Genomic DNA, 23,039 nt, shown 5'->3' with positions numbered 1-23,039 from the left:
CGATAATTCCGTATCGTTAGCCGGATGGGGTCGACATTCGCTGATCGACCCCGTTAGCGCATATCGGACAGCCCATGCCTTCGGCATTCGTGCGCCACTCCACACTTACAACGGCAGTGTCATCGTAGGCGCCTGGTGATCGCTTATGTAGACGCTATGGGGGCTGGCGCGATCGGAACAATCGACTTGGTTGAACGGGCGGAAGGCAGCAGGAGTCGAACCTACCAGGGAGCGGCTGACGCCCCCTACTGGGTTTGAAGCCCAGCCGCACCACCGGATACGGATGCCTTCCTGCAATTAGAAATGTGCGCGAGGAGCGAAACTCAACTCAACTCCTGCCATCGACTATCGCTACGCAATACATGCAAATCGCGGTGGAAGCGAGTATACCCAACGCGATCGAAGAATTCCAAAACCTGGATTGCGCGCTTGCGCCCCAGCCCGCTCGCATCGCGAAATGGCGCCGCGCCGAGCCTGCCGCCACGCTGCTCCGCCTCCGACGCAACCAGTCGCGCCAGCTCGCGAATCGCGTCGCGATGATAGAAGAGATCGCGCACAACCTGGAACACCTCGCCCTGTCGCGCGAGCTTGCGCAACAACTGACGCACCCGTTCCTCTTCGACGCCGTGCGTGCCCGCCAGATCGCGCACCCACGGCGGATCGAAGCGTCCCGCTCCGATCGACGCCAGCAGCACGTCAGCCAACGCGCGTTCGGCCGTATCGAGCGTGACGGCGTGCTCCGGCAGATGCAGCCAGCGACCGCTACGCGCGACCCGCTTTTCCTCGACGGAGGAATCAACGAGCGCGCGCCACAACGCGTCCGGAACCAGCGGGGCCGCGATGCGCCGCAAACGCGCCGTATCCGGCCCCTGCTCATCCGGCGAGCGCTGATGAAACACGCGCAACGCTTCGATCAGACGCGTCGTCAGATCGTCCCAGCGCGCGCCGGCCACGTACAGCACGTCATCCGGCAACGGCACCGTATGCGTGTCGGCGGGCATCGCGAGCGACACCGCCGGCATTCCGCTCAAGTGTTCGAGCAACGAGCGCCGCAAGCCGTTCGGCGCCCGCGCGAGCAGGTCATCGATACGATGCGTGTCCAGCATATCGACGAGCGCATCGAGCCACGCGCGCCGCTCCGGCGTGCGCCGCTTCCGCGCGGGACCAAAAGGATCGAGCACGCGCCCGCCGCCGACCGTACGGCTCGCCTGCGCATTGCGCACAATAAAGCGATCGCCCGGCAGCGCGCACACGGCTTTATCGAAGACGAGTTGCACGCGGGCCGTCTCGCCCGGCGCGAGCGTATCGCCGTCGAGCAGCGCAACGTGCGCGACCTGATGCGTCGTGCCGAGATGCACGTGCAGCGGCGCCCAATGTATGAGCGTCGAGCCTGCGTCGGGTAGGAGCGTGAGTTCGGTATCGATACGTTCCGACGTCGCGTTGAGCCGCGCATCGACGATCCAGTCGCCGCGCGCGATCGCGTCCTTGTCGATACCGGCGAGGTTCAGCGCGCAGCGCTCGCCCGCGCGGCCCGTCTGTGCCGCGCGATTCTGCGCGTGGATGCCGCGCACGCGCACTGGCTCGCCTTTCGGCGCGAGCAGCATCGTGTCGCCAACTTGCACGCGACCCGCGAAGACCGTCCCCGTCACGATCGTGCCCTGTCCGGCGAGCGTGAACACGCGGTCGACGGCGAGCCTGAACAACCCGTCGTCGCGACGCATGCGCCAGTGCGCGGCCGCCTCGCGCAGATGCGCATCGAGTGCGGCGACACCGTGGTCGTGCTCCTGCGTTGCGTTGGTATCGAAGAGCGGCGCGTCCTTCAGCCGGCTCGTCGCGAGCCACGCTTTGATCTCCTCGCGCACTTCCTTCAGGCGCTCTTCAGCGACGCGATCGATCTTCGTCACTGCCACCGCGCCGCGTGTTACGCCAAGCAATTCGAGGATCGCGAGATGCTCGCGCGTTTGCGGCATCACGCCGTCGTCGGCGGCGATTACGAGCAGCGCGAAGTCGATGCCGCACGCGCCCGCCGCCATCGTGTGCACGAGCTTTTCGTGGCCGGGCACGTCGATCAGGCCGAGCACGTCACCGTTTTCGAGCGGCACGTACGCGTAGCCGAGTTCGATCGAAATGCCGCGCGCCTTCTCTTCCTTCAGACGATCAGTATCGACGCCCGAGAGCGCGCGCACGAGCGTCGTCTTGCCGTGATCGATATGCCCCGCCGTGCCGACGATCATGCGTCGTTCGCCTGCGCGGGTTGCTCGGGTTGTAGCTGAGCGATGAACGCGGCTTCGTCGTGTGGTTCGAGACAGCGCACGTCGAGGCGCAGCGCATCGTCGGCGATCCGGCCGATCACCGGACGCGGCAAGCTGCGCAGCAGCTTCTCGACGCGATTGATCTGCCTTCCGCCGCGCTTGCCGCTCGCGAGCCGGATCGTGAGACCGTAGCTCGGCAGCACGTCGACGGGAAGCGCGCCGCTGCCGATCTGGCTGAACATCGGCTCGACCTCGATCGCGAACTCCGCGCCGATCGCGTGCTGCAAGGCCGGCGCAACGCGTTCCGCGGTGTGGCGCATGTCGTCGGCGGCGCGCGTGAGGAGGCGCAGCGTTGTGAGCCGCTCGCGCAGGAACTCGGGCGCGCGATAAAGACGCAGCACCGGTTCGAGCGCGGCGAGTGTCAGCTTGCCGACGCGCAGCGCGCGCTTCAGCGGATGCTTCTTGATCTTCGCGATCAGCTCGCGGCGGCCTACGATCAGCCCCGCCTGCGGGCCGCCGAGCAGCTTGTCGCCGCTGAACGTGACGACATCCGCGCCGCCTTCGATCGTCTCGCGCACCGTGGTTTCGCGCGGCAGGCCCCACTGCGTCAGATCGACGAGCGTGCCGCTGCCCAGATCGACTGCGACGGGCACATTACGCGATTTCGCGAGGACCGAAAGATCGTTGAGCGCGACTTCCTTCGTGAAGCCGCTGATCGCGTAGTTGCTGCAATGGACCTTCATCAGGAGCGCCGTGCGCGTGCCGATCGCCTCGTCGTAATCCTTCAGATGCGTTCGATTGGTCGTGCCGACCTCGCGCAGCTTCGCGCCGGCGCGGCTCATGATGTCGGGAATGCGGAACGCGCCGCCAATCTCGACCAGTTCACCGCGCGACACGACCACTTCCTTTTTCGACGCCAGCGCCGACAGCACGAGCAGCACCGCCGCCGCGTTGTTGTTGACCACCGTCGCGGCCTCGGCGCCGGTGAGCTCGCAGATGAGTTCGTCGATCAGGTCGTCGCGATCGCCGCGACTGCCGGTCGCGAGATCGAACTCGAGGTTCGCCGGCCGCGTCATCGCCTCGACAACCGACTGCACCGCATCGTCCGGCAGCAACGCGCGGCCGAGGTTCGTATGCAGGACCGTGCCGGTCAGGTTGAAGACGGCGCGCACCTTGCTGCGCGCGCGTTCTTCGAGCGCCGCGCCGACCGCCTGCGCCAGACGCGTTTCATCGAGCGCATCGACAGATGCGCGGCCCGCCTGCGCTTCCCGGCGCCAGTCGTCCAGGATGCGGCGCAGCGCGGCGAGCGCCTGCGTGCGTCCGTGCTGCGCGACGAGCGGCGCCAAGCCCGCCGACGCCATCACGCGCTCCACCGACGGCACCCTCGCCATCAGCGACTTCAATTCGATACTGGTGACTTCGCTCACTCGGCTTTACCCCGATTTTTATGCGGACCTTTATTCCTGATCCGGCTCTTCGCCGGCTTGTTCCGGCCAGAGCCACGGATTTGGCGATGCCCGCCGATACCCCTCCTCGCCCATCAGCAGATCGAGCGTGAGACTCGCGAGATCGTCGGCGAAGGGTTCGAAATCGTAGGCCTTGCTCTGATAGCCGATCTTGCGATATGTGCCGCACTCGTCGCACGATTCGGCCTTGAGCGGCGCGTCCTTCGCCTGCGAATCGCGGGCTTCCGAATCCGCACCGGCCGCGCCGATCGCGTGATAGGCGATGCCCTTCGTCGAGTCGCAATTCGAGCACTTCGAGCGGACCATGTGCCACTCGGTGGCGCACAGGCCGCATTGCAGATAACGATAATTATCCGATGGGCCGCCGACGCGCACCATGCTCGCGACCGGATGCGAGCCGCAGACCGGGCACAGGCCCGGCGTGTCGATGTACGGCACCTGCGATTTGTCGATGCGGCTCGCGAGGTCGGTCCAGACGACCTGCAGCGCGGCCGTGATAAACGGCGCGCTCGCCGGATCGACCTCGGCGAAGCGCTGCGCGAAGATCGCGTCGGCCTGGGCGTCGAGCGCGGCGGCATCGAGCGCGCGCAGCTTCGCGATCAGTTGCGACAGTGCCGGCGTGAGCGGACCGGCCGCTTCGATCCTGTCGAGCAATTGCAGCAGCACGTCGCGCCAGGCGGGATCGCGCACGCCCGAGAGCGCGGGGATTAGCGGCATCGAATGCTGCTGGGCGTTCGCCAGCAGCTCGGCACTGGGTGGCGTGGCTTCGAACTTCGTCAGCGTTTGGTGCTGCGCATCGGCGAGCACGGCCATCAGGCGCAGATAGCCGGCGATGGGATTGGCGGCATCGGCGAGCTGGCGCAGACGTGCGGCGCGCGCGGGGAACACGGCGTCGCGCTCAGGCATGCGGATGCGCGGAATCGCCGAGGGATCGAGCGACTGGATTTGCTCGGGTTCGAGAATGCGTTGGACCACGGAGTACCTCGGGAGACGGAAGGCGGGCGGTGATGATTGCATTGCAGGCCATCAAACTGATAAAGCGCACGACCTTGCCAGACTTGCTGCGAACGCTCGCAAACACTTGATTCGCACGGGCCGAAAAATGGTTGAAGGATAGCAGTTTCGGTCGTTTATCGTCGGCAGGAAAGCGGCTTGAAATCAAGAGGGCCACTGCCTTCGACAAAGACAGTGGCCCCGATCGCCAGTCAAGGCGAAGCATGCAAATAACTACTTCCCGATAGTCTCCTTGAACCACCTCGGATGATGCTTCCTTGCCCATCCATACGTGACCGTCCCGCGCGTCATCGCTCCGACCGATCCCTTGATCCAGATCGCCGCATAGATATGCACGATGATGCCGATGATCAGCACGAAAGCCGCCACCGCATGCACAAGCGAAGCAAGCCGGATGATCCCGATCGGAAAATAGAACGAGAAATACCGCCGCCAGATCACGATCCCGCTCGCAAGCAACAAGAATAAACACGCGACCATCGTAAAGAACAGCAGCTTCTGCCCGGCGTTATACCGTCCGATCTCGGGCAGCTTCTCCTCGCGATTGGCGAGCACGTCGTTCATCTGCTTCATCCACTGCACGTCGCTCTTGTCGAGATAGTTGTGATGCCAGAACCGCAGCATCAGCACGAAAAACGACAGAAACATCACGACGCCCACAAACGGATGCAGAATCCGCGTCCACTGCCCGCCGCCGAGCACGATGTACGCCCACGACATCGCCGGATGAAACATCGCCAGCCCCGACAGCGCGAGCAGCACGAACGTGATCGCCGTGATCCAGTGGTTGCTGCGCTCGTTCGGCGTATAGCGGACGATCAGACGATTACCCTCGACGTCTCTCAGTTCATGCTTCAAGTCATCGTGCTTCATCTGAACGCTCCTCTTTACGCCCGGTCAGCGCTTCTTCGGCTTCGCGCTGCGCTTCCCGTTCCTCTTCCGCCGTCACCTCGTTCGGACCGACACGCGTGTAATGGAAGAAGCCCGCCACCGCCGCGACCGCCATGCCGGCCAGCGCGAGAGGTTTTGCCAGCCCCTTCCACAGCGACACCATCGGGCTGATGTGCGGATTCTCGGGCAAGCCGTGATACAGCGTCGGCTTGTCCGCGTGGTGCAGCACGTACATGACGTGCGTGCCGCCGACGCCCGCCGGGTCGTACAGCCCGGCGTTCTGGAAGCCGCGTTCCTTCAGGTCCTCGATGCGCTCGGACGCCTGCTGCTTCATGTCCTCCTTGGTGCCGAACATGATCGCGCCGGTCGGACAGGTCTTCACGCAGGCCGGTTCCTGCCCGACCGCGACGCGATCGGAGCAGAGCGTGCACTTGTATGCGCGATGATCCGTCTTCGAGATGCGCGGCACGTTGAACGGGCAGCCCGTCACGCAGTAGCCGCAGCCGATGCAGTTCTCTTCATGAAAATCGACGATGCCGTTCGTGTACTGCACGATCGCACCCGGCGACGGACACGCCTTCAAACACCCCGGGTCCTCGCAATGCATGCAGCCGTCCTTGCGGATCAGCCATTCGAGGTCGCCCGCCTGATTCTCGTATTCGGAGAACCGCATGACGGTCCACGAATGCTCGGTCAGGTCGCGCGGGTTGTCGTACACGCCGATCGAATCGCCTACTTCGTCGCGCAGGTCGTTCCATTCCATGCAGGCCGTCTGGCACGCCTTGCAGCCGATGCACTTCGATACGTCGATCAGCTTCGCGACCGTCCCCGTCACCGGTTCGCGAACCTGCGGGGCAGGCGTCGTGGTCGCGGAGACGCGCTTGATATCCAGTGATTGCAGAGCCATCTCTCTCCCCTTATGCCTTCTCGACCTTGACCAGGAACGACTTGAATTCCGGTGTCTGCGAATTCCCGTCGCCCACGGAAGGCGTCAGCGTGTTGATGAGATAGCCCGGCTGCGTGAGGCCCTTGAAGCCCCAGTGCAACGGAAGCCCGACGGTCTGCACCTTCTTTCCCTCGATCATCAGCGGCTTGATCCGCTTGGTCACGACGGCCACCGCGACGATATGCCCGCGATTGCTCGATACCTTCACGCGATCGCCCGCGACCACGCCCACTTCCTTCGCCAGATCCTCGCCGATCTCCACGAACTGCTGCGGCTGGATGATCGCGTTGAGCTTCGCGTGCTTGGTCCAGTAGTGGAAGTGCTCGGTCAGGCGATAGGTCGTCGCCGTGTGCGGAAAGTCCTTCGCCACGCCGAACGCCGCGCGGTCGTCCGGGAACACGCGCGCCGCCGGGTTGCTGACGGCGAGCTTGTTGTCCGGGAACAGCGGGTTGTAGCCGAGCGGATTCTCGAACGGCTCGTAGTGCGACGGGAACGGCCCTTCGTTCATGCCGTCGCGGGCGAAGAAGCGCGCCACGCCTTCCGGATTCATGATGAACGGATTCATGCCGTTTTCCGGCGGTTCGTCGGCCTTGAAGTCGGGGATGTCGGCGCCCGTCCACGACTTGCCGTTCCACGCGATCAGCTTGCGCGTCGGGTCGAACGGCTTGCCGCTCAGGTCGCACGAGGCGCGGTTGTACAGGATGCGCCGGTTCGCCGGCCACGCCCACGCCCAGCCGAGCGTCTGGCCGATGCCGGTGGGGTCGGAGTTGTCGCGCCGGCCCATCTGGTTGCCCGCTTGCGTCCACGATCCGCAGAAGATCCAGCAGCCGGAAGCCGTCGAGCCGTCGTCGCGCAACTGCGCAAAACTCGACAACTGCTCGCCCTTCTTCGCGAGGACCTTGGTTTTATCGACGGCGTCGGTGACGTCGGCGAGCGCTTTCCCATTAAACTCCATCGCGATTTCTTCGGGCGTCGGGCTTTCCGGGTCCGCGTACGGCCAGGTCATCTTGAGGATCGCGTCAGGATACTTGCCGCCCTTCTCCTTGTAAGCCTTGCGGATGCGCAGCCACAGCCCCGACATGATCTCGAGGTCGCTCTTCGCTTCACCCGGCGGCAGCGCGCCTTGCCAGTGCCACTGCAGCACGCGGCTCGAACTCACGAGCGAGCCGCGCTCTTCCGCGAAACACGACGTCGGCAGGCGGAACACTTCGGTCTGGATCTTGGCGGGATCGACGTCGTTGAATTCGCCGTAGTTCTTCCAGAACTCGGACGTTTCGGTCGCGAGCGGGTCCATGATGACGAGCCACTTCAGCTTCGACAGCCCGAGGCCGATCTTCGCCTTGTTCGGCGCCGCCGCGAGCGGATTGAAACCCTGCGCGATGTAGCCGTTCATCTTGCCCTGCGCCATCAGCTCGAAGACCTGGAGCATGTCGTAGGACTTGTCGAGCTTCGGCAGGAAATCGAAGCCGAAGTTGTTCTCGGCGGTGGCGTTGTCGCCCCACCACGACTTCATGAAGCTCACATGGAACGCGCGATAGTTCTTCCAGTAGCTCAACTGGTTCGGCCGCAACGGCTGCGCGGCCCGCTTGGTGATGAACGCCTCGTAGTCCTGCTCGGGTTCGTTCGGCAGGGTCATGTAGCCAGGCAGCAGGTTCGACATCAGGCCGAGGTCGGTCAGGCCCTGGATGTTCGAGTGCCCGCGCAGGGCGTTCATGCCGCCGCCCGCGATGCCAATATTGCCGAGCAGCAGCTGCACCATCGCGCCGGTGCGGATGATCTGCGCGCCGACCGAGTGATGCGTCCAGCCGAGCGCGTACAGCACGGTGCCGGCGCGCCCCGGAACTGCCGTCGATGCGAGCATCTCGCAGACCTTCAGAAACTTGTCCTTCGGCGTGCCGCACGTCTTCTCGACCTGCTCGGGCGTATAGCGCGAGTAGTGTTGCTTCAGGAGGTTGTAGACGCAGCGTGGATGCTGCAGCGTCGGATCGACCTTGGCGAAGCCGTCGTCGCCGCGTTCGTAGTCCCACGACGATTTGTCGTAGCGGCGCTTGTCGGCGTCGTAGCCGGAGAAAATGCCGTCATTGAACGCGTAGTCCTCACGCACGATGAACGCGAAGTCTGTGTAGTTCTTCACGTACTCGTGCTGGATCTTGTCGTGCGTGAGCAAATAGTTGATCACGCCGCCCAGGAACACAATGTCCGAGCCGGTTCGAATCGGCGCGTAAAAATCCGCCACCGATGCCGTGCGCGTAAAACGCGGGTCGACGACGATCAGCCGCGCCTTTCGGTGCGCCTTCGCCTCGGTCACCCACTTGAAGCCGCACGGATGCGCTTCTGCAGCATTGCCGCCCATCACGAGAATCACGTCCGCGTTCTTGATGTCGACCCAATGGTTCGTCATCGCTCCACGGCCAAACGTCGGGGCAAGACCTGCCACCGTCGGGCCGTGTCAGACACGCGCTTGATTGTCGAATGCGAGCATGCCAAGACTGCGGACAGTCTTGTGCGTCAGGTAACCGACTTCATTGCTACCGGCCGATGCCGCGAGCATGCCGGTGGTCAGCCAGCGGTTGACCTTCTTGCCGTCCGGCGTCGTCTCGACGAAATTGGCGTCGCGGTCTTCCTTCATCAGCTTGGCGATGCGGTCGAGCGCGTCTTCCCACGAGATGCGTTTCCATTCGTTCGATCCCGCCGCGCGATACTCGGGATACTTCAGACGGCTCGGGCTGTGAATGAAGTCGATCAGCGACGCGCCCTTCGGGCACAGCGTGCCGCGATTGACAGGATGATCAGGGTCGCCTTCGATATGAATGATGCTCGACTTCGCGTTCTTGGCGTTGTCGCCGAGGCCGTACATCAGGATGCCGCAGCCGACGGAGCAGTACGGACAGGTATTGCGTGTTTCAGTTGTGCGCGACAGTTTGTACTGGCGGACTTCAGCGAGCGCGGGCGCCGGCGAGAAGCCCATCAGGGCCAGGCTCGATCCGGCGAGCGTGCTCGCGGAAACCTTCAGGAACTGGCGCCGGGACATTTGCAGCATGGTCGCCTCGGGCTTTATGTGTGGGGGGTGGCTGAATTATAGGGAAATCGATTACGGTTCGCCGACGCACTGGCAGGGGGATTTGCCCGCATGCGTGGTGCCTCAAGCGCGCGGCGGCGGCATTCTACGGCAAGTGACTTGTGCTGCTGAAGCGCTACCTCTATTAATAGGAAAGATGCATGTCCGACTGGAACGGATCGTGCTCGAAGCAGGCAGGCTGATAAGACGAACATCAGACAAACGTCCAACTATCGAGAAACTGAGGTCCGAAATGAGCACGTTGTCCACGCAAAAAATTCAGGCCGTCGTCAAAAAGGATGCTTCCTGGGTCGTCGGCGCGCTCAAGCAGTTCGGCGAGGACCGCTGCGCCGCGATGGCCGCGAGCATCGCCTTCTATTCAGCGTTCTCGCTGGCGCCCACGCTGGTGATGGTGATTGCCGTCGCCGGCTGGGTGTTCGGCGCCGAGGCCGCCCGCGGACAGCTCTTCCATCAGGTCAATGGCCTGATCGGCGATCAGGCGGCGGCAGGCGTGCAAAGCATCGTCGAGAATGCGCATCGTAGCGGCGGGACCGGCATCGCCGCGATCATCTCGTTCGTGCTGCTGGCCGTTGGCGCGTCAGCGACGTTTTCTTCGCTCAATACCGCGCTCAACCTGGTATGGCCGATGACCGGCGACCAGAAGTCGAGCGTCTTCGCGATGGTGCGTGTGCGGCTGATTTCGTTCGGGCTCGTGCTGGGCGTGGCGTTCCTGCTGATCGTCTCGCTCGTCCTCGATACCGCGATTCAGGCGGTCGGCCTGTGGCTCTGGGGCGATTCGCCGTTCGTGATCATCGGCGACATCGTGCAATTAGTGGCCGGGCTGGCGATCTTGTCGGTGGCGTTCGGCGCGCTGCTCATGTTTTTGCCGGACGCGAAAGTCGAATGGCGCGATGCGCTCGTCGGCGGCGTGATGTCGGCGGTGCTGTTCTCGGCGGGCAAAAAACTGTTCGCCTTCTATTTGACGCACGCGGGTACGGCGAGCGCGTTCGGCGCGGCCGGGTCGCTTGCGGTCCTGCTGATGTGGCTCTATTTCTCAGCGGCCGTTTTGCTGCTGGGCGCCGAGTTCTCCGCTGCCCGCGCCCGCATGCACGATCCGCGCGGCGCGTGGGGCCAGCAAAACGGCAATGTGCCGCCCGGCAGCCGCGCGAAGATCGGTTCGCTGCTGGCGGGATCTACGCGCGCCAACGGCAATGCCGTCGCGCCGGCCGTTCCCGATAGCGCCCGCCGCTCGATCGGATCGCGCGCCGAGCGCTCGCAGCAACTGACGCAGCAGGCGCGCATGAAGGTTTCCGCGCTGAGCCGTGCGCTGACGCTGTCGCGCAAAGTGGTGAGCGTCGAGACGACGGCGACGCGCGCCACCGCCGAGGCGCTGATCGGCGCGAGCCGCAAGGCGACGCAGGCGAACGCGATGGTGCGCCGGCATCCGTGGCGTGCCGTGCTGCTTGCGGCATCCGCTGGGATGGCAGTAGCGATGCTGTCGGAGCGCGCTTCGCGCCGAACGCCTGACAACGACGCTAACGTCTGATGAAATCGACCGGAAGCGACCGCGGCGCTTTTCTCTTTGTTACCAAAAGTAACTGCAATCCGCGTAAGCCGTTAGTAAAAGGGGTTGCGCCGAGGCTCCACTTGAACGCGGTCCGGAACTTTTCCGAGACAGTTGAGTCTCGCAACGAACCGCCCCAAACCCTTTATTGACGGCCTTCTGACCGAGTGTCTGTTTTTCGAGACAGTCTATTTTTTTCATTTCTGGAAATTATGAGACAGCGTTATTCTCTGCGCCGGCAACAACGATTTTAATCATTCGCGTGGAGAATTCGATGAAACGACTCGCACTGACGTCCCTCTCGCTGGCCCTGCTCGGCGCAGCTGGTGCGGCACAAGCACAATCCAGCGTGACGCTGTACGGCGTGATCGACGCAGGTCTCGGTTATGTCAGCCGCGCCAACACGAATGGCGACCATTTGTACGGCATGATCAACGGCAACCTGTCGGGCGACCGTTGGGGCTTGAAGGGTCAGGAAGACCTGGGCGGCGGCCTGAAGGCGATTTTCCAGTTGGAAAGCGGTTTTGACGTGGGCACGGGCCGTCTGAACCAGGGTGGCCGCGAATTTGGCCGTCAGGCGTTCGTCGGTTTGACGGGCGACTCGTGGGGTACGGTCACGCTGGGTCGTCAGTACGACCCGTCCGTCGACATGGTGCAAGGTCTCACGGCTGACAACTACTTCGGCAGCGTGATGGCAACGCCGGGCGACGTCGACAACTACGACAACAGCCTGCGCACGTCGAACGCCGTGAAGTACGTTTCGCCGAACTACGCTGGCTTCCAGTTCGAAGGCTTGTACGGCTTCAGCAACACGGCAGGCGCAACGGGCCAAGGCCAGACGTGGTCGGGTGCAGCAACCTACAACAACGGCCCGTTGGCTCTCGCGGCCAGCTACCTTTACGTGAACAACCCGACGGCTAACCGCGCGACCGGCTGGAACAGCCCGTCGTCGGATTCGCTGTTCAACAGCCCGGTCAACATCGGCTACCAGACGGCGCACTCGATCGGTATCGCCCGTGCCGCCGGTCAGTACGCACTCGGCCCGGTGACGTTCGGCGCTTCGTACAGCTTCGCGCAGTACAAGAGCGACGGCAGCTCGACGTTCGCGTCGCAAGAAAAGTTCAGCACCGGCAACGCGTTCGTGAACTACCAGTTGACGCCGGCGGCGCTGCTCGGCCTTGGCTACACGTACACGAAGGCAAGCGGCGACACGGGAGCCCACTACAACCAGATCAGCCTGGGTGCAGACTACTCGTTGTCGAAGCGCACGGACCTGTACGCCGTCGGCGCCTGGCAAAAGGCAAGCGGCACGCAGAAGAACGCAGACGGCGTGACGACTTCCGATGCACAAGCTTCGGTCGGCTCGTATGGCTACTCGAGCGGCGCGGACCACCAGGAACTCGTGATCGTCGGTATCCGTCACAAGTTCTAAAGCGGCTTGATGGCGCGGCACTCCGGTGGCGCGCCTGCTGCTCGCAGGATCTGAAACAGCCATCGGCTCTGGTCGATGGCTGTTTTTTTATGCGCGTGCGGTTCTGGTGTGCGTCATAAATGGTGTCAGCCCAGCCCGCCGGTTTCAGTCAAAGGGCCAGAATCGTCGATCCCGAATTGTTCACGGAGATCCACGATGCGCCTTCGCTTCTTCACGTCAGTCTTCGCTCTTCTCGCGACTGTTGCTTGCGGTCCCGTCGATTCCTCCTTCGCCGACGATACCGCCCGCCTGCCGCTGATCGTCGCGCATCGCGCGGGGGCCGGCGACTATCCCGAAAATACGCTCATCGCCATCGAAGGCGCGATCCGTAATCGCGCCGACATGATCTGGCTCACGGTGCAGCTGAGCCGCGACGGCGTGCCGGTGCTCTATCGCCCCGCCGATCTCGTCGCCAACACGCAGGGCACGGGACCCGTCGCTTCGAAAAACTTCGCCGAATTGCAGGAGTTGAACGCGGGCTGGAATTTCGAGCGCATCGATTCGAACGGGGCGAAGACGCGGCCGTATCGAACGCAATCGCTGCCGGTTCCGTCGCTCAAACAGGCGCTCCGGGCGATTCCCGAGTCGATTCCGGTGATTCTCGACATGAAAGCGCTGCCCACCGAGCCGCAGGCTCAGGCGGTCGCGCGGGTGCTCGACGAGGCACGCGCGTGGGAGCGCGTGCTGATCTATTCCACCGAAGCCGCGTATCAGAACGCGTTCGCGGCCTACGGCCAGGCGCGTCTGTTCGAATCGCGCGACGTCACGCGCGCGCGGCTCGCGAAGACAGCGCTCGCGCACGAATGCGCCGAGCCGCCGCAGACGGGCGTCTGGACGGCGTTCGAGTACCGGCGAAAGATGGAACTGGTGGAGACGTTCACGCTCGGCGAGGCGCGCTCGGCGGTGACGGCTAGGCTCTGGACACCCGAATCGGTGGCGTGCTTTCGCGCGAAGGCGCCGGCGAAAATCCTGGCGATCGGCATCGACAGCCCGGAGGATTACCGCGCTGCCGCGTGTCTCGGGATCGATGCGGTGCTCGCGGATTCGCCGCAGAAAATGCGGGCAATAAAGACGGGGATGACGGCGCCGCTGGAATGTGCGCAGCGGGAGGCGCTTTGAGAGGGATTTGAGCAGCGTGGCGCCTTGCGCGGCTCGACACGTCAAGCGGCGCGGCGCTTTGAGCGGCGGCTTGGTCTGTGCCCCGCCTCCGGCGCCGCACGGACGCGGGACCGCACCGCCTCCACACCCTTATTATTGCTGCGTCGCGCCGCGGTCGGTCTGCGCCAGCGTCTGCGCGGGCGCCTCGGGGCAAGGCAAATCGCCGATCACGAGCCGCGGCACGGTCGAAGCCTGCTCGCGCGGACGACGCGGCACGTCGGCGGAATCGGTCCACGACGGATTCGGAATCTCCCCGAAAATTTGCCGCAGCCGCTCGCCCCACGTCCGATGGATCATCTGAAAATACTCGCTGTCGTTGTCGAGCGACGCGAAGCGCGTTACGCGCAGCGAATCTTTCTCGTAGACCAGCAAGTCGAGCGGCAACCCTACCGACAGATTCGAGCGCAGCGTCGAATCCATCGAAATCAGCGCGCACTTCGAGACCTCGTCGAGCGGCGTGGTCGGCGTAATCACGCGGTCGATGATCGGCTTGCCGTATTTCGATTCCCCAATCTGGAAATACGGGCTCACGCGCGTCGATTCCACGAAATTGCCCGCCGCGTAGATCATGAAAAGGCGCGGAGCCTGCGTGCCGATCTGGCCGCCGAGAATGAAGCTGCAATTGAAGTCGACGCTGAATTCCGCGAGCGAGAGCGCATCGCGCTTGTGCACCTCGCGCACCGCATCGCCGACGATGCGCGCCGCTTCCGCCATGTTCGCGGCGTTATAGAGCGTCGGTTTGGAAGGATCGGCCGGCGCGGCGAGCAGATGCGTGACGGCCTGCGTCAGCGCGAGGTTGCCGGCCGCGAGCAGCACCAGAACCCGCTCGCCCGGTTGCTCGAAAACGGCCATCTTGCGCGCGGCGCTCACATGGTCGACGCCGGCGTTGGTGCGCGTGTCGGACAGAAAAACGAGCCCGTCGTCCACGCACATGCCCACGCAATAAGTCATGACTTTCTATTCCGGAAAATGCAAAGGCGCCATTGTACTGGGGCCTTCGCGAGGCGGCATTCATGGGCCGCGATACACGGTGTTTCGCACGTCAATGAGCCTTTTCCTAACTTTACGGCAGATTCCGGCGATGTCCTGAGTATCGAAGGCAATTATTGGTCGAGTTGTGCGTCCACGGACACATGCACGCTCAGGTGCTCCTCCTTGCCGCCGACGCGCGAGCCGCGCACCGGCGCCGCCGCCTCGTAGTCGCGGGCGACCGCGAGCCGGCAGTAGCGGTCGCTCGCGAAGCGCGTATGCGTGACGTCGACCGACACCCAGCCCTCGTCGATCCACACGTCGACCCACGCATGGCTCGCGGCGTGATCGACCGCGCCCGGCTCCACGTAGCCGCTCACATAGCGCGCCGGCACGCCGCGCGCGCGGCAGCACGCGAGCATCAGATGCGCGTGATCCTGGCAGACGCCGTTGCCCAGTTCGAGCGCCTGCGCGGCCGTGCTCGTGACCTCGGTCACGCCCGGCTGGAAACTCACGCGCGCCGCGATGCGCTCCGCGAGCGCCATCAGCGAAGCGGGCGAATCGATCGACGGCACTTGATGCGCCAGTTCGCGGATCGCTGCGTCGGGCTCGGTCAGGGCAGTCGGGCACGTGTAGTGTTCGAGCGGGATCGGGCCGGGATCGTCGTAGAGACGGCCGTCGTCGAGCGGCGTGGTTTCGACTTCGCCCGCCACCGTCAGGTGGATTTCGCTATGCGCCTTCGTCAGCACGAGCGTGTGCAGCGTATTGCCGTAGGCATCGCGGGCGACGTCGAGCTTCGCCGGCGCCTCGATGTGCCAATGCCGCACGAGCTGCGACGAGCCGTTGCCCGGCGTGAGCCGCAGTTGCTGGATCGAATACTGGACGGGCGCGGCGTAGCGGTAGTTCGTGTCGTGGCGAATCGTCAAGAGCATGGTCAGTCCTTACTTGTTCGTGCCACGTCAGGCAAGGGGAAGCATGAGGAACGCGCGCATCACGCGCACGCCGAGTTCGTCGACGCGCTTCAAAAACTGCGTGAGGTACGCGTGCACGCCGGTCTCCAGGATCTGGCGGATATCGGCGTAGAGCACGTCGGCGCGCAGCTTGCCCGCGAAGCGTTCGCACTCATTTGAATTGCTCGTGCGCAGCTTGACGAGCGTCTCGCAGACGCCATCGAGCGATGCGAGCAGCGAGCGCGGCATCGCCTCGTTCAGGATCAGCAATTCGACGACCCGCGACGGCGTCACCACGTCGCGATACACCTTGCGATAGATTTCGAGCGCGGAAACCGAACTCAAAATGGACGTCCAGTAATAAAAATCTTCCAGTTGACGCGCCGCTTCGCGTGAATTCGGCTCGGCATCGGCGAAACGCACGTCGAGAATGCGCGCCGTGTTGTCCGCGCGTTCCAGGTACGTGCCGATCTGCATGAAATAGAACGCGTCGTCGCGCAGCGCCGTGCCGACCATCACGCCGCGACACAGGTTCGAGCGGTATTTGACCCACTCGAAGAGCGTATCGGGGCTGCGCTGCAACTCGCCCGACGCTAGCCGCTCGTTGAATTCGAGCCACGTGAAGTTGATCGTCTCCCAGCCTTCAGTCGTGAGCGTGCCGCGCACGGCTCGGGCGTTCTCGCGGGTCGCGTGCAGGCACGCGATGATGCTCGACGGATTGCCCGCGTCCGCGACCATGAAATCGAGCATGTCGGCGCGCGAATCGGAATCGGGATGGCGCGCCGCGAAGCTCTCCTCCAGCTCCGAGATGCGCAGCACCGAACGCTGGGCGCGCGCTTCCTGTTCGGGGGTCTGCGGCAGCAGGAGGCCCTGCGAATTGATGTCGAGCATGCGCGAGGTGTTCTCGGCGCGCTCCATGTAACGCGCCATCCAGAACAGGTGATCGGCGGTGCGGCTTAGCATGATGAGGTTCCGTTCATTCTGTTTGCGGTTTCTTGCCGTACATGCGCGACGTCAGTCCACCATCCAGGTGTCTTTCGTGCCGCCGCCCTGCGACGAATTCACCACCAGCGACCCTTCTTTCAACGCAACACGCGTCAATCCGCCCGCGCACATCGTCACTTCGCGGCCGGACAGCACGAACGGACGCAGGTCGATATGGCGCGGCGCCACGCCCGATTCAACGAATGTCGGACACGCGGACAGCGCGAGCGTCGGCTGCGCGATATAGCCGCTCGGCCGCGCGAGGAGCCGCGCGCGGAACGACTCGATCTCGGCGGCGCTCGCCGCGGGCCCGACCAGCATGCCGTAGCCGCCCGCGCCGTGCACTTCCTTCACGACGAGTTCCGGCAGGTGCGCGAGCGTGTACGCGAGGTCGTCGGCCTTGCGGCACTGGTAGGTCGGCACATTGTTCAGAATAGGCTTTTCGCCGAGATAGAACTCGATCATGTCGGGGACGAACGGATAGATCGATTTGTCGTCGGCGATGCCTGTGCCCATCGCGTTCGCGAGCGCCACGCGTCCCGCGCGGTACGACGTCAAAAGCCCCGGCACGCCGAGCGCCGAGTCGGCGCGGAAGGCGAGCGGATCGAGGAAATCGTCGTCGAGGCGCCGGTAGATCACGTCGACGCGGCGCGGGCCTTGCGTCGTGCGCATGAAGACGTAGTTTTCGTCGACGAAGAGGTCCTTGCCCTCCACCAGTTCCACGCCCATCTGCTGCGCGAGAAACGAGTGCTCGAAGTACGCCGAGTTGTACATGCCGGGCGTGAGAACGACGACGACCGGATCGTCGACGCCTTCCGGCGCGATCGAGCGCAGCGTATCGAGCAGCAGGTCCGGATAGTGCGCGACCGGCGCGACGCGGTTCTGCACGAAGAGCTCGGGGAAGAGCCGCATCATCATCTTGCGGTTTTCCAGCATGTACGAAACGCCCGATGGCACGCGCAGGTTGTCCTCCAGCACGTAGAACTCGCCCGCCTCGCCCGCGCGCACGACGTCGACACCCGCGATGTGCGCGTAGACGTCGAGCGGCACGTCGACGCCCTGCATCTCCGGCCGGTACTGCGCGTTCGTGTAGACCTGCTCGGCGGGCACGCGGCCGGCGCGCACGATGTCGTGATCGTGATAGATGTCGTGGATGAAGAGGTTCAGCGCCCGCACGCGCTGTCGCAATCCGGCTTCGAGCGTGCGCCATTCGTCGCCGGGAATGATGCGCGGGATCATGTCGAAGGGGATCAGCCGCTCGGTGCCCGAGAGGTCGCCATTCACCGCGAACGTGATGCCGACGCGGCGAAACAGCAGGTTGGCTTCCGCGCGTTTTCGCGTGATTGTCTCGGGCGTCTGCGCGGTCAGCCAGCGGGAAAAGCGCGCGTAATGCTCACGCACGGCCTGGTCTTGACGCATTTCATCGTAGATCTGCATCGTGTGCGTCCTATTCTGAGCGCGGTTGTTTACGCCGCCTGTGCGACAGCGCGGAGGCCGCCGGGATTCGACGCGAGGTCTATCTCAGTATCGTAGGAAAAAGCAAAGCGTATGCCATTTTTTTGGCATTGTGCGAGCGGGATTTTTTGAACGGCGTGATGACGCTGCTTCAAACGAGTGCGCGGGGATGCGCTTTTCTGGTGCGTGAGATGGCGATTGCCGAGGGGCAATCGCCGTTGCGTCCATATCAGGCGAGACCGCCGTTGGCCCGCAGGATCTGCCCGTTCACCCAGCCCGAGTCGGGGCTCACGAGGAACGCCACTACCGACGCGATGTCCTCCGGCTGCCCGAGGCGTTGCAGCGGCGGCATCTTTGCGAAGGCCTGGATCTGTTCGTCGGTCTTCCCGTCGAGAAAGAGCGACGTCGCGATCGGCCCCGGCGCCACGGCGTTCACCGTGATGTTGCGTCCCCGTAGTTCCTTCGCGAAAACATGGGTAAACGCCTCCACGGCCGCCTTCGTCGCGTTATAGACCGCATACCCGGGCATATTGAGCGCGAGCGTCGTGCTCGAGAAATTGACGATGCGCCCGCCGTCCGCGAGACGCGCCGCCGCCTCGCGAAGCGTGTTGAAAGTGCCGCGAACGTTGATGTCGAAGGTCTGGTCGTAGAGCGCGTCGGAGGTCTCAGCGAGCGGCACCGTCTTCAGAACGCCCGCGTTGTTCACGAGCACGTCGATCTTGCCGAGTTGCGCTTCCGCCGTCGCGAACATCGCGCGCACTTCGTCGGGCTTTGCTACGTCCGCCTTCACCACGATCGCCTTCGCGCCAGAAGCCGCGAGTTCGGCGACGAGCGCATCCGCTTCCTTTGAACTCGACGCGTAGTTCACCACGACGGCGAAGCCATCTTCTGCAAGCCGCTTCGCGATCGCCGCGCCGATGCCGCGCGACGCTCCGGTGACGATTGCAACCTTGCCGTTTGTGCTTGTGTTCATGATTCGTGTCCTCTTCGATGAGTGAGTCGATGAGACGAATCATGAAGCAAGTTCGCGCCGGGATAATCCCCCGGTGCGCGGCAAGTTCATTCCATTTGCTTTAACAATGTCGATTTCAGTCGATCGCCGTGCCCGCGCCTTCGCGCATGAACGCCACGCCGATCAGGCTCAGAAGGCCGCACGCGATCACGTACCAGGCCGGCGCGAGCGCGCTGCCCGTCACGACGATCAGCGAGGTCACGAAGAACTGCGCGAATCCGCCGAAGATAGCGACGCCCACGCTGTACACCACGGCGGCGCCCGTCGCGCGGACTGCCCGCGGGAACAACTCGCCGAGCATCGCACCGACGCCGCCGATGTTGATCGCGTGCACGCAGGAAAGCGCGGTGACGACGGCGAGCAGCGTCCCCGCCGACGGCCAGCGGTTCAGCGCGACAAACGCCGGATAGATCGCGAGCATCAACACGATGCGCGTCGCCTGGGCCATGCGCTTGCGTCCGAAACGATCCGACAGATAGCCGCCGATCGGGCACAGCGCGAACAGGATCGCGCCCGAGACGCAGCCCGAAAGCATCGCCGTCCATGCGGGCAGCGCGAGCATCTTGACGCCGTAGATCGACAGATAGAAGACGATGATGAAATGCGCCGCCGTCCCGCCGATCGTAAGGCCGAGGCCGGTGAGCACGGCGCGCCGGTGATCGCGCAGCACGTCGATCAGCGGCAGTTTCGGCGCTTTCTCGACTTTCGCCGCGGGCGGTTCTTCTTCGAGCGTGCGGCGCAGCCACCAGCCGACCGGCACAATCAAGGTGCCGATCACGAACGGCACGCGCCAGCCCCAGCTTTCCAGTTGCGCGGGCGAAAGCGACGCCGTCAGGCAGACGCCCGTCAGCGCGCCGGCCAGCGCGGCAAGACCTTGACTCGCGAACTGCCACGACGCGTAGAGACCTCGCCGGTTCGCGGGCGCCTGTTCGAGCAGGAGCGTCGTCGAAGCGCCGACTTCGCCGCCCGCCGAAAAGCCCTGAATCAGCCGCGCGACGACCAGGATGATCGGCCCCGCGATGCCCGCCTGTGCATAAGTCGGCGCAATCGCGATCAGCGCGGTGCCGAGCGCCATCAGGAGCAGCGTGAGGACCATCGCCTTCTTGCGGCCCGCGCGATCGGCGTACATGCCGATCAGCAGCCCGCCGACCGGCCGCGTGAAAAACCCGACGCCGAAGCTCGCGACCGCCAGCAGCAATTGCCCGATCGGATCGTGCACCGGGAAAAACAGCTTGCCGATCAACAGCGCGAAAAAGCCGTAGACGGTGAAGTCGTAGAACTCGAGCGCATTGCCGACCGCCGCCGCCGTCACGAGCCGCGTACGGCTTTGCTTGCGACTGAGCGGCGGGACGGGTGTTTCAGGAATCGTTGCCAGCGTGGATGTTTCCATGATTTGTCTCAGTACGCGGTGCGGCGGAAGGGAAAGGCTTTGAGAATCAGTCGGCCAGACAGGCTTCGGCAAGGCGCACCCAGTAGCTTGCGCCGATCGCGAGGATGTCGTCGTTGAAGTCGTAGCCCGGGTTGTGGACCATACAGCCGCCCTTGCTGCCGATGCCGTTGCCGATCCACGCGTAGGTGCCCGGACAGGCTTCCAGCATGAACGCGAAGTCCTCGCTGCCCATGAGCGGCGCGGCGGCGGCATCGACGCGTTGCGCGCCGAGCATTTTCGTCGCGACGTCGGTTGCGAAGGCGGTCTGCTCCGCGTGGTTCACGAGCACTGGATAGCCGAGTTCGTAGTCGATGTCCGCCGTGCAACCGTACGCCGCGGCCTGCGCGTGGACCAGTGCCGTGATGCGTTCCTGCAGGAGTTTTCGCACGCCGGCATCGAGCGCGCGCACGGAGAGCTTCATCAGCGCGGTCTGCGGGATGACGTTGTGCGTATCGCCGGCCTGCACGCTGCCTACCGATACCACCGCCGGCTTCTGCGCATCGACCTCGCGCGCGACGATGCTGTTCAGCCCGAGCATGATCGACGCGACGGCGGGCATCGGATCGCGGGCGAGGTGCGGCATCGCGCCGTGGCCGCCGTGACCGCGCACGGTGATCGTCACCCGGTCCGACGACGCCATGCCCGGCCCCGGGCAGAAGCTCATGTCGCCGGCCGCAAAGCCGGGCATGTTGTGCAGGCCGAAGACGGCGTCGCACGGAAACTTTTCGAAGAGGCCGTCCTCGATCATCGCGCGCGCGCCGGCCTCGCCTTCCTCGGCGGGCTGGAAGATCACGTTGAGCGTGCCCGAGAACTGGCGGCTTTCCGCGAGATAGCGCGCGGCGCATAGGAGCATCGCGGTGTGGCCGTCGTGACCGCAGGCGTGCATCGTTTTGGGCGTGGCGCTCGCGTACGGGAGGCCGGTCGCTTCCTCGATCGGCAGCGCGTCCATGTCGGCGCGCAGGCCGATGCGGCGCGCGCCACTGCCTTCGCGCAACACGCCGACGACGCCCGTCCGCCCCAGCCCGCGATGTACTTCGTAGCCCCACTCAGCGAGCAGACCCGCGACGAGGTCGCTCGTTGCGGATTCCTGGAACGCGAGTTCCGGGTTCGCGTGGATGCGGCGCCGCACCGCGACGAATTCGGGCGCGATTGCGGTGATGCCGGGGATGACGGGTTCGACTGACAGCATGAAGACTCCTGACTTTTATGGCGTGGGTGACGTCGTGAGATCAAGCATATAAAGTCGAAAAGAAAACCAGAAGACTGTAAATTTAATTTGTGAACACGTCTGGTTGTCGGTAATAACCCTTGGGGTTCGCTTATGAAGTACCACCAATTGCGTGCTTTCCTGACTGTTGCCGAGCAGGGCAGCATTCGCGCGGCGGCCCGCAGCCTGCATCTGTCGCAGGCCGCGTTGACCAAGGCCCTGAAGGAGCTTGAGCAGGATCTCGGCGTGCCGCTTGTCTTGCGCACCGCGCGCGGCGTGCAGTTGACCGCGTTCGGGCAGCAGTTACGCATCCGCGCGCAATTGATCGTGAGCGAGATGCGGCGAGCCGAGGACGATATTGCCCAGATGAAGGGCGCCGCCGACGGCAGCGTGTCCGCGGCCGTGACGCCGGCGGCGGCGCTGTCGATTCTGCCGCAGGCGTATCGCGCTTTTCGACGCAAGATGCCGAATGCGCGGGTGAGTTTTATTGAAGGCTTTCCGGGTGTCGCGTTGCCGAGGCTGCGGGACGGATCGCTGGATTTTGTCGTCGCGGTGATCGTGCCTGAGCATCTCGGGCCGGAGTTCGATCACATTGAGCTATATGAGAGCCGGTCGGTGGTTGTTGGACGAGCGGATCATCCGTTGCGCGATTGTGAGTCGCTTGCGGAACTGGCAGAGGCGGAGTGGCTGATGAATCCGTCGCCGGAGAGTTCGACGCGGGCGTTGCTCGACGTGTTTGGCGAGATGGGGTTGCCGGTGCCGCAGCGGGTGATTGAGTGTCCGAGTTTTGTGATTGCGCATGGGTTGTTGCGCGGGACGGATACGCTCGCCGCGATGCCGGCGCCGCTGCTCGAACATCAGTGGGTCGGAGACGGGCTTGCGGTTCTTCCTATCTCGGATCGGCTGCCGGCGATTTCTGTTGGCGTCGTTACGAGGAGGGATAGCCCGTTGACGCCTGCGGCCTCGCTGCTGCTGGATTGTTTGCAGGAGGCTGTGAAAGGGTGACAAGCGTCACTAGGCGGACAGTGCCACGCGGCACCGCGAACCTCGGTTTCGCCCGATGCACGGGACGTGTGAGCGCGTAGCGCGAGGACGGAGGTATGACTGCTGCGCCAATCCGGTGTACTGCGAGTTGCCACAGTGGGTCCGCGAGCCAAGCCCGGTTCCACCGTGAGGGCGACACTTACTCTCCAGCGCCAATCCCAATCAAACG

General features: G+C 64.2%; 17 protein-coding genes and 1 tRNA gene. 4 read left to right on the top strand and 14 right to left on the bottom strand.

The features are described from left to right. Positions 1-199: 199 nt before the first annotated feature. From AWB65_RS36410 to fdnG, 7 genes are all read right to left on the bottom strand, one after another. A tRNA-Sec gene (locus AWB65_RS36410) sits at positions 200-292 on the bottom strand. 31 nt (positions 293-323) lie between these two features. Then, positions 324-2,234, bottom strand: a complete 1,911-nt coding sequence (gene selB, locus AWB65_RS23695; RefSeq protein ID WP_087669466.1) for a selenocysteine-specific translation elongation factor — start codon at positions 2,232-2,234, stop codon at positions 324-326. After that, positions 2,231-3,643 carry an L-seryl-tRNA(Sec) selenium transferase gene (selA, locus tag AWB65_RS23690; protein ID WP_374729761.1) on the bottom strand — a complete coding sequence of 471 codons (1,413 nt, stop codon included), beginning with the start codon at positions 3,641-3,643 and terminating at the stop codon, positions 2,231-2,233. The genes selB and selA overlap by 4 nt, the downstream gene beginning before the upstream one ends. Before the next feature lie 66 nt (positions 3,644-3,709). Further along, the gene (fdhE, locus tag AWB65_RS23685) at positions 3,710-4,693 is read right to left on the bottom strand and encodes a formate dehydrogenase accessory protein FdhE (protein ID WP_087669464.1); all 984 of its coding nucleotides are present in this window, start codon (positions 4,691-4,693) and stop codon (positions 3,710-3,712) included. A 252-nt stretch (positions 4,694-4,945) separates the two neighbouring features. Then, positions 4,946-5,605 (bottom strand): formate dehydrogenase subunit gamma, encoded by a 660-nt coding sequence (locus AWB65_RS23680; protein ID WP_087669463.1) that lies wholly within the window; start codon positions 5,603-5,605, stop codon positions 4,946-4,948. After that, positions 5,592-6,530 carry a formate dehydrogenase subunit beta gene (fdxH, locus tag AWB65_RS23675; RefSeq protein WP_087669462.1) on the bottom strand — a complete coding sequence of 313 codons (939 nt, stop codon included), beginning with the start codon at positions 6,528-6,530 and terminating at the stop codon, positions 5,592-5,594. The genes AWB65_RS23680 and fdxH overlap by 14 nt, the downstream gene beginning before the upstream one ends. Positions 6,531-6,540: 10 nt before the next feature. Continuing rightward, on the bottom strand, positions 6,541-9,609 hold the full coding sequence (gene fdnG, locus AWB65_RS23670; protein ID WP_143281809.1) for a formate dehydrogenase-N subunit alpha: 3,069 nt from the start codon (positions 9,607-9,609) through the stop codon (positions 6,541-6,543). Between the two features lie 271 nt (positions 9,610-9,880). Between fdnG and AWB65_RS23660 the strand changes: the two genes are divergently transcribed. The 3 genes from AWB65_RS23660 (at position 9,881) to AWB65_RS23650 (ending at position 13,781) form a co-directional block, all read left to right on the top strand. Continuing rightward, positions 9,881-11,173, top strand: a complete 1,293-nt coding sequence (locus tag AWB65_RS23660; RefSeq protein ID WP_087669459.1) for a YihY/virulence factor BrkB family protein — start codon at positions 9,881-9,883, stop codon at positions 11,171-11,173. Between the two features lie 292 nt (positions 11,174-11,465). After that, positions 11,466-12,623, top strand: coding sequence for a porin (locus AWB65_RS23655; RefSeq protein ID WP_087669458.1), 1,158 nt, complete (start codon positions 11,466-11,468; stop codon positions 12,621-12,623). Between the two features lie 195 nt (positions 12,624-12,818). Continuing rightward, positions 12,819-13,781, top strand: a complete 963-nt coding sequence (locus AWB65_RS23650) for a glycerophosphodiester phosphodiesterase family protein (protein ID WP_087669457.1) — start codon at positions 12,819-12,821, stop codon at positions 13,779-13,781. A 132-nt stretch (positions 13,782-13,913) separates the two neighbouring features. Here the strand turns inward: AWB65_RS23650 and AWB65_RS23645 are convergent, their stop codons facing one another. From AWB65_RS23645 to AWB65_RS23615, 7 genes are all read right to left on the bottom strand, one after another. Then, positions 13,914-14,771: a proteasome-type protease gene (locus AWB65_RS23645; protein ID WP_087659715.1), complete on the bottom strand. Its 858-nt coding sequence runs from the start codon at positions 14,769-14,771 to the stop codon at positions 13,914-13,916. A 152-nt stretch (positions 14,772-14,923) separates the two neighbouring features. Then, positions 14,924-15,721: a transglutaminase family protein gene (locus AWB65_RS23640; protein ID WP_087669456.1), complete on the bottom strand. Its 798-nt coding sequence runs from the start codon at positions 15,719-15,721 to the stop codon at positions 14,924-14,926. Positions 15,722-15,748: 27 nt separating this feature from the next. Beyond that, on the bottom strand, positions 15,749-16,702 hold the full coding sequence (locus AWB65_RS23635) for an alpha-E domain-containing protein (RefSeq protein WP_087669455.1): 954 nt from the start codon (positions 16,700-16,702) through the stop codon (positions 15,749-15,751). A 51-nt stretch (positions 16,703-16,753) separates the two neighbouring features. Beyond that, positions 16,754-18,160, bottom strand: a complete 1,407-nt coding sequence (locus tag AWB65_RS23630; protein ID WP_087659711.1) for a circularly permuted type 2 ATP-grasp protein — start codon at positions 18,158-18,160, stop codon at positions 16,754-16,756. 247 nt (positions 18,161-18,407) lie between these two features. Continuing rightward, positions 18,408-19,151, bottom strand: a complete 744-nt coding sequence (locus AWB65_RS23625; RefSeq protein ID WP_087669454.1) for an SDR family oxidoreductase — start codon at positions 19,149-19,151, stop codon at positions 18,408-18,410. A 115-nt stretch (positions 19,152-19,266) separates the two neighbouring features. Then, entirely contained in the window at positions 19,267-20,580 is a 1,314-nt protein-coding gene (locus AWB65_RS23620; protein ID WP_087669453.1) for an MFS transporter, read from the bottom strand. Between the two features lie 46 nt (positions 20,581-20,626). Further along, on the bottom strand, positions 20,627-21,808 hold the full coding sequence (locus AWB65_RS23615; RefSeq protein ID WP_087669452.1) for a M20 aminoacylase family protein: 1,182 nt from the start codon (positions 21,806-21,808) through the stop codon (positions 20,627-20,629). Between the two features lie 132 nt (positions 21,809-21,940). Here AWB65_RS23615 and AWB65_RS23610 point away from each other — a divergent pair, with 132 nt between their 5' ends. Then, positions 21,941-22,831, top strand: coding sequence for a LysR substrate-binding domain-containing protein (locus AWB65_RS23610; RefSeq protein WP_087669451.1), 891 nt, complete (start codon positions 21,941-21,943; stop codon positions 22,829-22,831). Positions 22,832-23,039 lie beyond the last annotated feature (208 nt).

Source organism: Caballeronia humi, assembly GCF_001544475.1.
Taxonomy (GTDB): domain Bacteria; phylum Pseudomonadota; class Gammaproteobacteria; order Burkholderiales; family Burkholderiaceae; genus Caballeronia; species Caballeronia humi.
The sequence above is the reverse complement of the archived record's forward strand: the minus strand, read 5'-3'. Positions and strand labels throughout refer to the sequence as shown.

Excerpts from the sequence above, each read along its gene's own strand:
- selB (WP_087669466.1), bottom strand. The coding sequence starts at position 2,234 with ATGATCGTCGGCACGGCGGGGCATATCGATCACGGCAAGACGACGCTC.
- selA (WP_374729761.1), bottom strand. The coding sequence starts at position 3,643 with ATGGCGAGGGTGCCGTCGGTGGAGCGCGTGATGGCGTCGGCGGGCTTG.
- AWB65_RS23680 (WP_087669463.1), bottom strand. The coding sequence starts at position 5,605 with ATGAAGCACGATGACTTGAAGCATGAACTGAGAGACGTCGAGGGTAAT.
- fdxH (WP_087669462.1), bottom strand. The coding sequence starts at position 6,530 with ATGGCTCTGCAATCACTGGATATCAAGCGCGTCTCCGCGACCACGACG.
- AWB65_RS23660 (WP_087669459.1), top strand. The coding sequence starts at position 9,881 with ATGAGCACGTTGTCCACGCAAAAAATTCAGGCCGTCGTCAAAAAGGAT.
- AWB65_RS23655 (WP_087669458.1), top strand. The coding sequence starts at position 11,466 with ATGAAACGACTCGCACTGACGTCCCTCTCGCTGGCCCTGCTCGGCGCA.
- AWB65_RS23650 (WP_087669457.1), top strand. The coding sequence starts at position 12,819 with ATGCGCCTTCGCTTCTTCACGTCAGTCTTCGCTCTTCTCGCGACTGTT.
- AWB65_RS23645 (WP_087659715.1), bottom strand. The coding sequence starts at position 14,771 with ATGACTTATTGCGTGGGCATGTGCGTGGACGACGGGCTCGTTTTTCTG.
- AWB65_RS23640 (WP_087669456.1), bottom strand. The coding sequence starts at position 15,721 with ATGCTCTTGACGATTCGCCACGACACGAACTACCGCTACGCCGCGCCC.
- AWB65_RS23635 (WP_087669455.1), bottom strand. The coding sequence starts at position 16,702 with ATGCTAAGCCGCACCGCCGATCACCTGTTCTGGATGGCGCGTTACATG.
- AWB65_RS23630 (WP_087659711.1), bottom strand. The coding sequence starts at position 18,160 with ATGCAGATCTACGATGAAATGCGTCAAGACCAGGCCGTGCGTGAGCAT.
- AWB65_RS23625 (WP_087669454.1), bottom strand. The coding sequence starts at position 19,151 with ATGAACACAAGCACAAACGGCAAGGTTGCAATCGTCACCGGAGCGTCG.
- AWB65_RS23620 (WP_087669453.1), bottom strand. The coding sequence starts at position 20,580 with ATGGAAACATCCACGCTGGCAACGATTCCTGAAACACCCGTCCCGCCG.
- AWB65_RS23615 (WP_087669452.1), bottom strand. The coding sequence starts at position 21,808 with ATGCTGTCAGTCGAACCCGTCATCCCCGGCATCACCGCAATCGCGCCC.
- AWB65_RS23610 (WP_087669451.1), top strand. The coding sequence starts at position 21,941 with ATGAAGTACCACCAATTGCGTGCTTTCCTGACTGTTGCCGAGCAGGGC.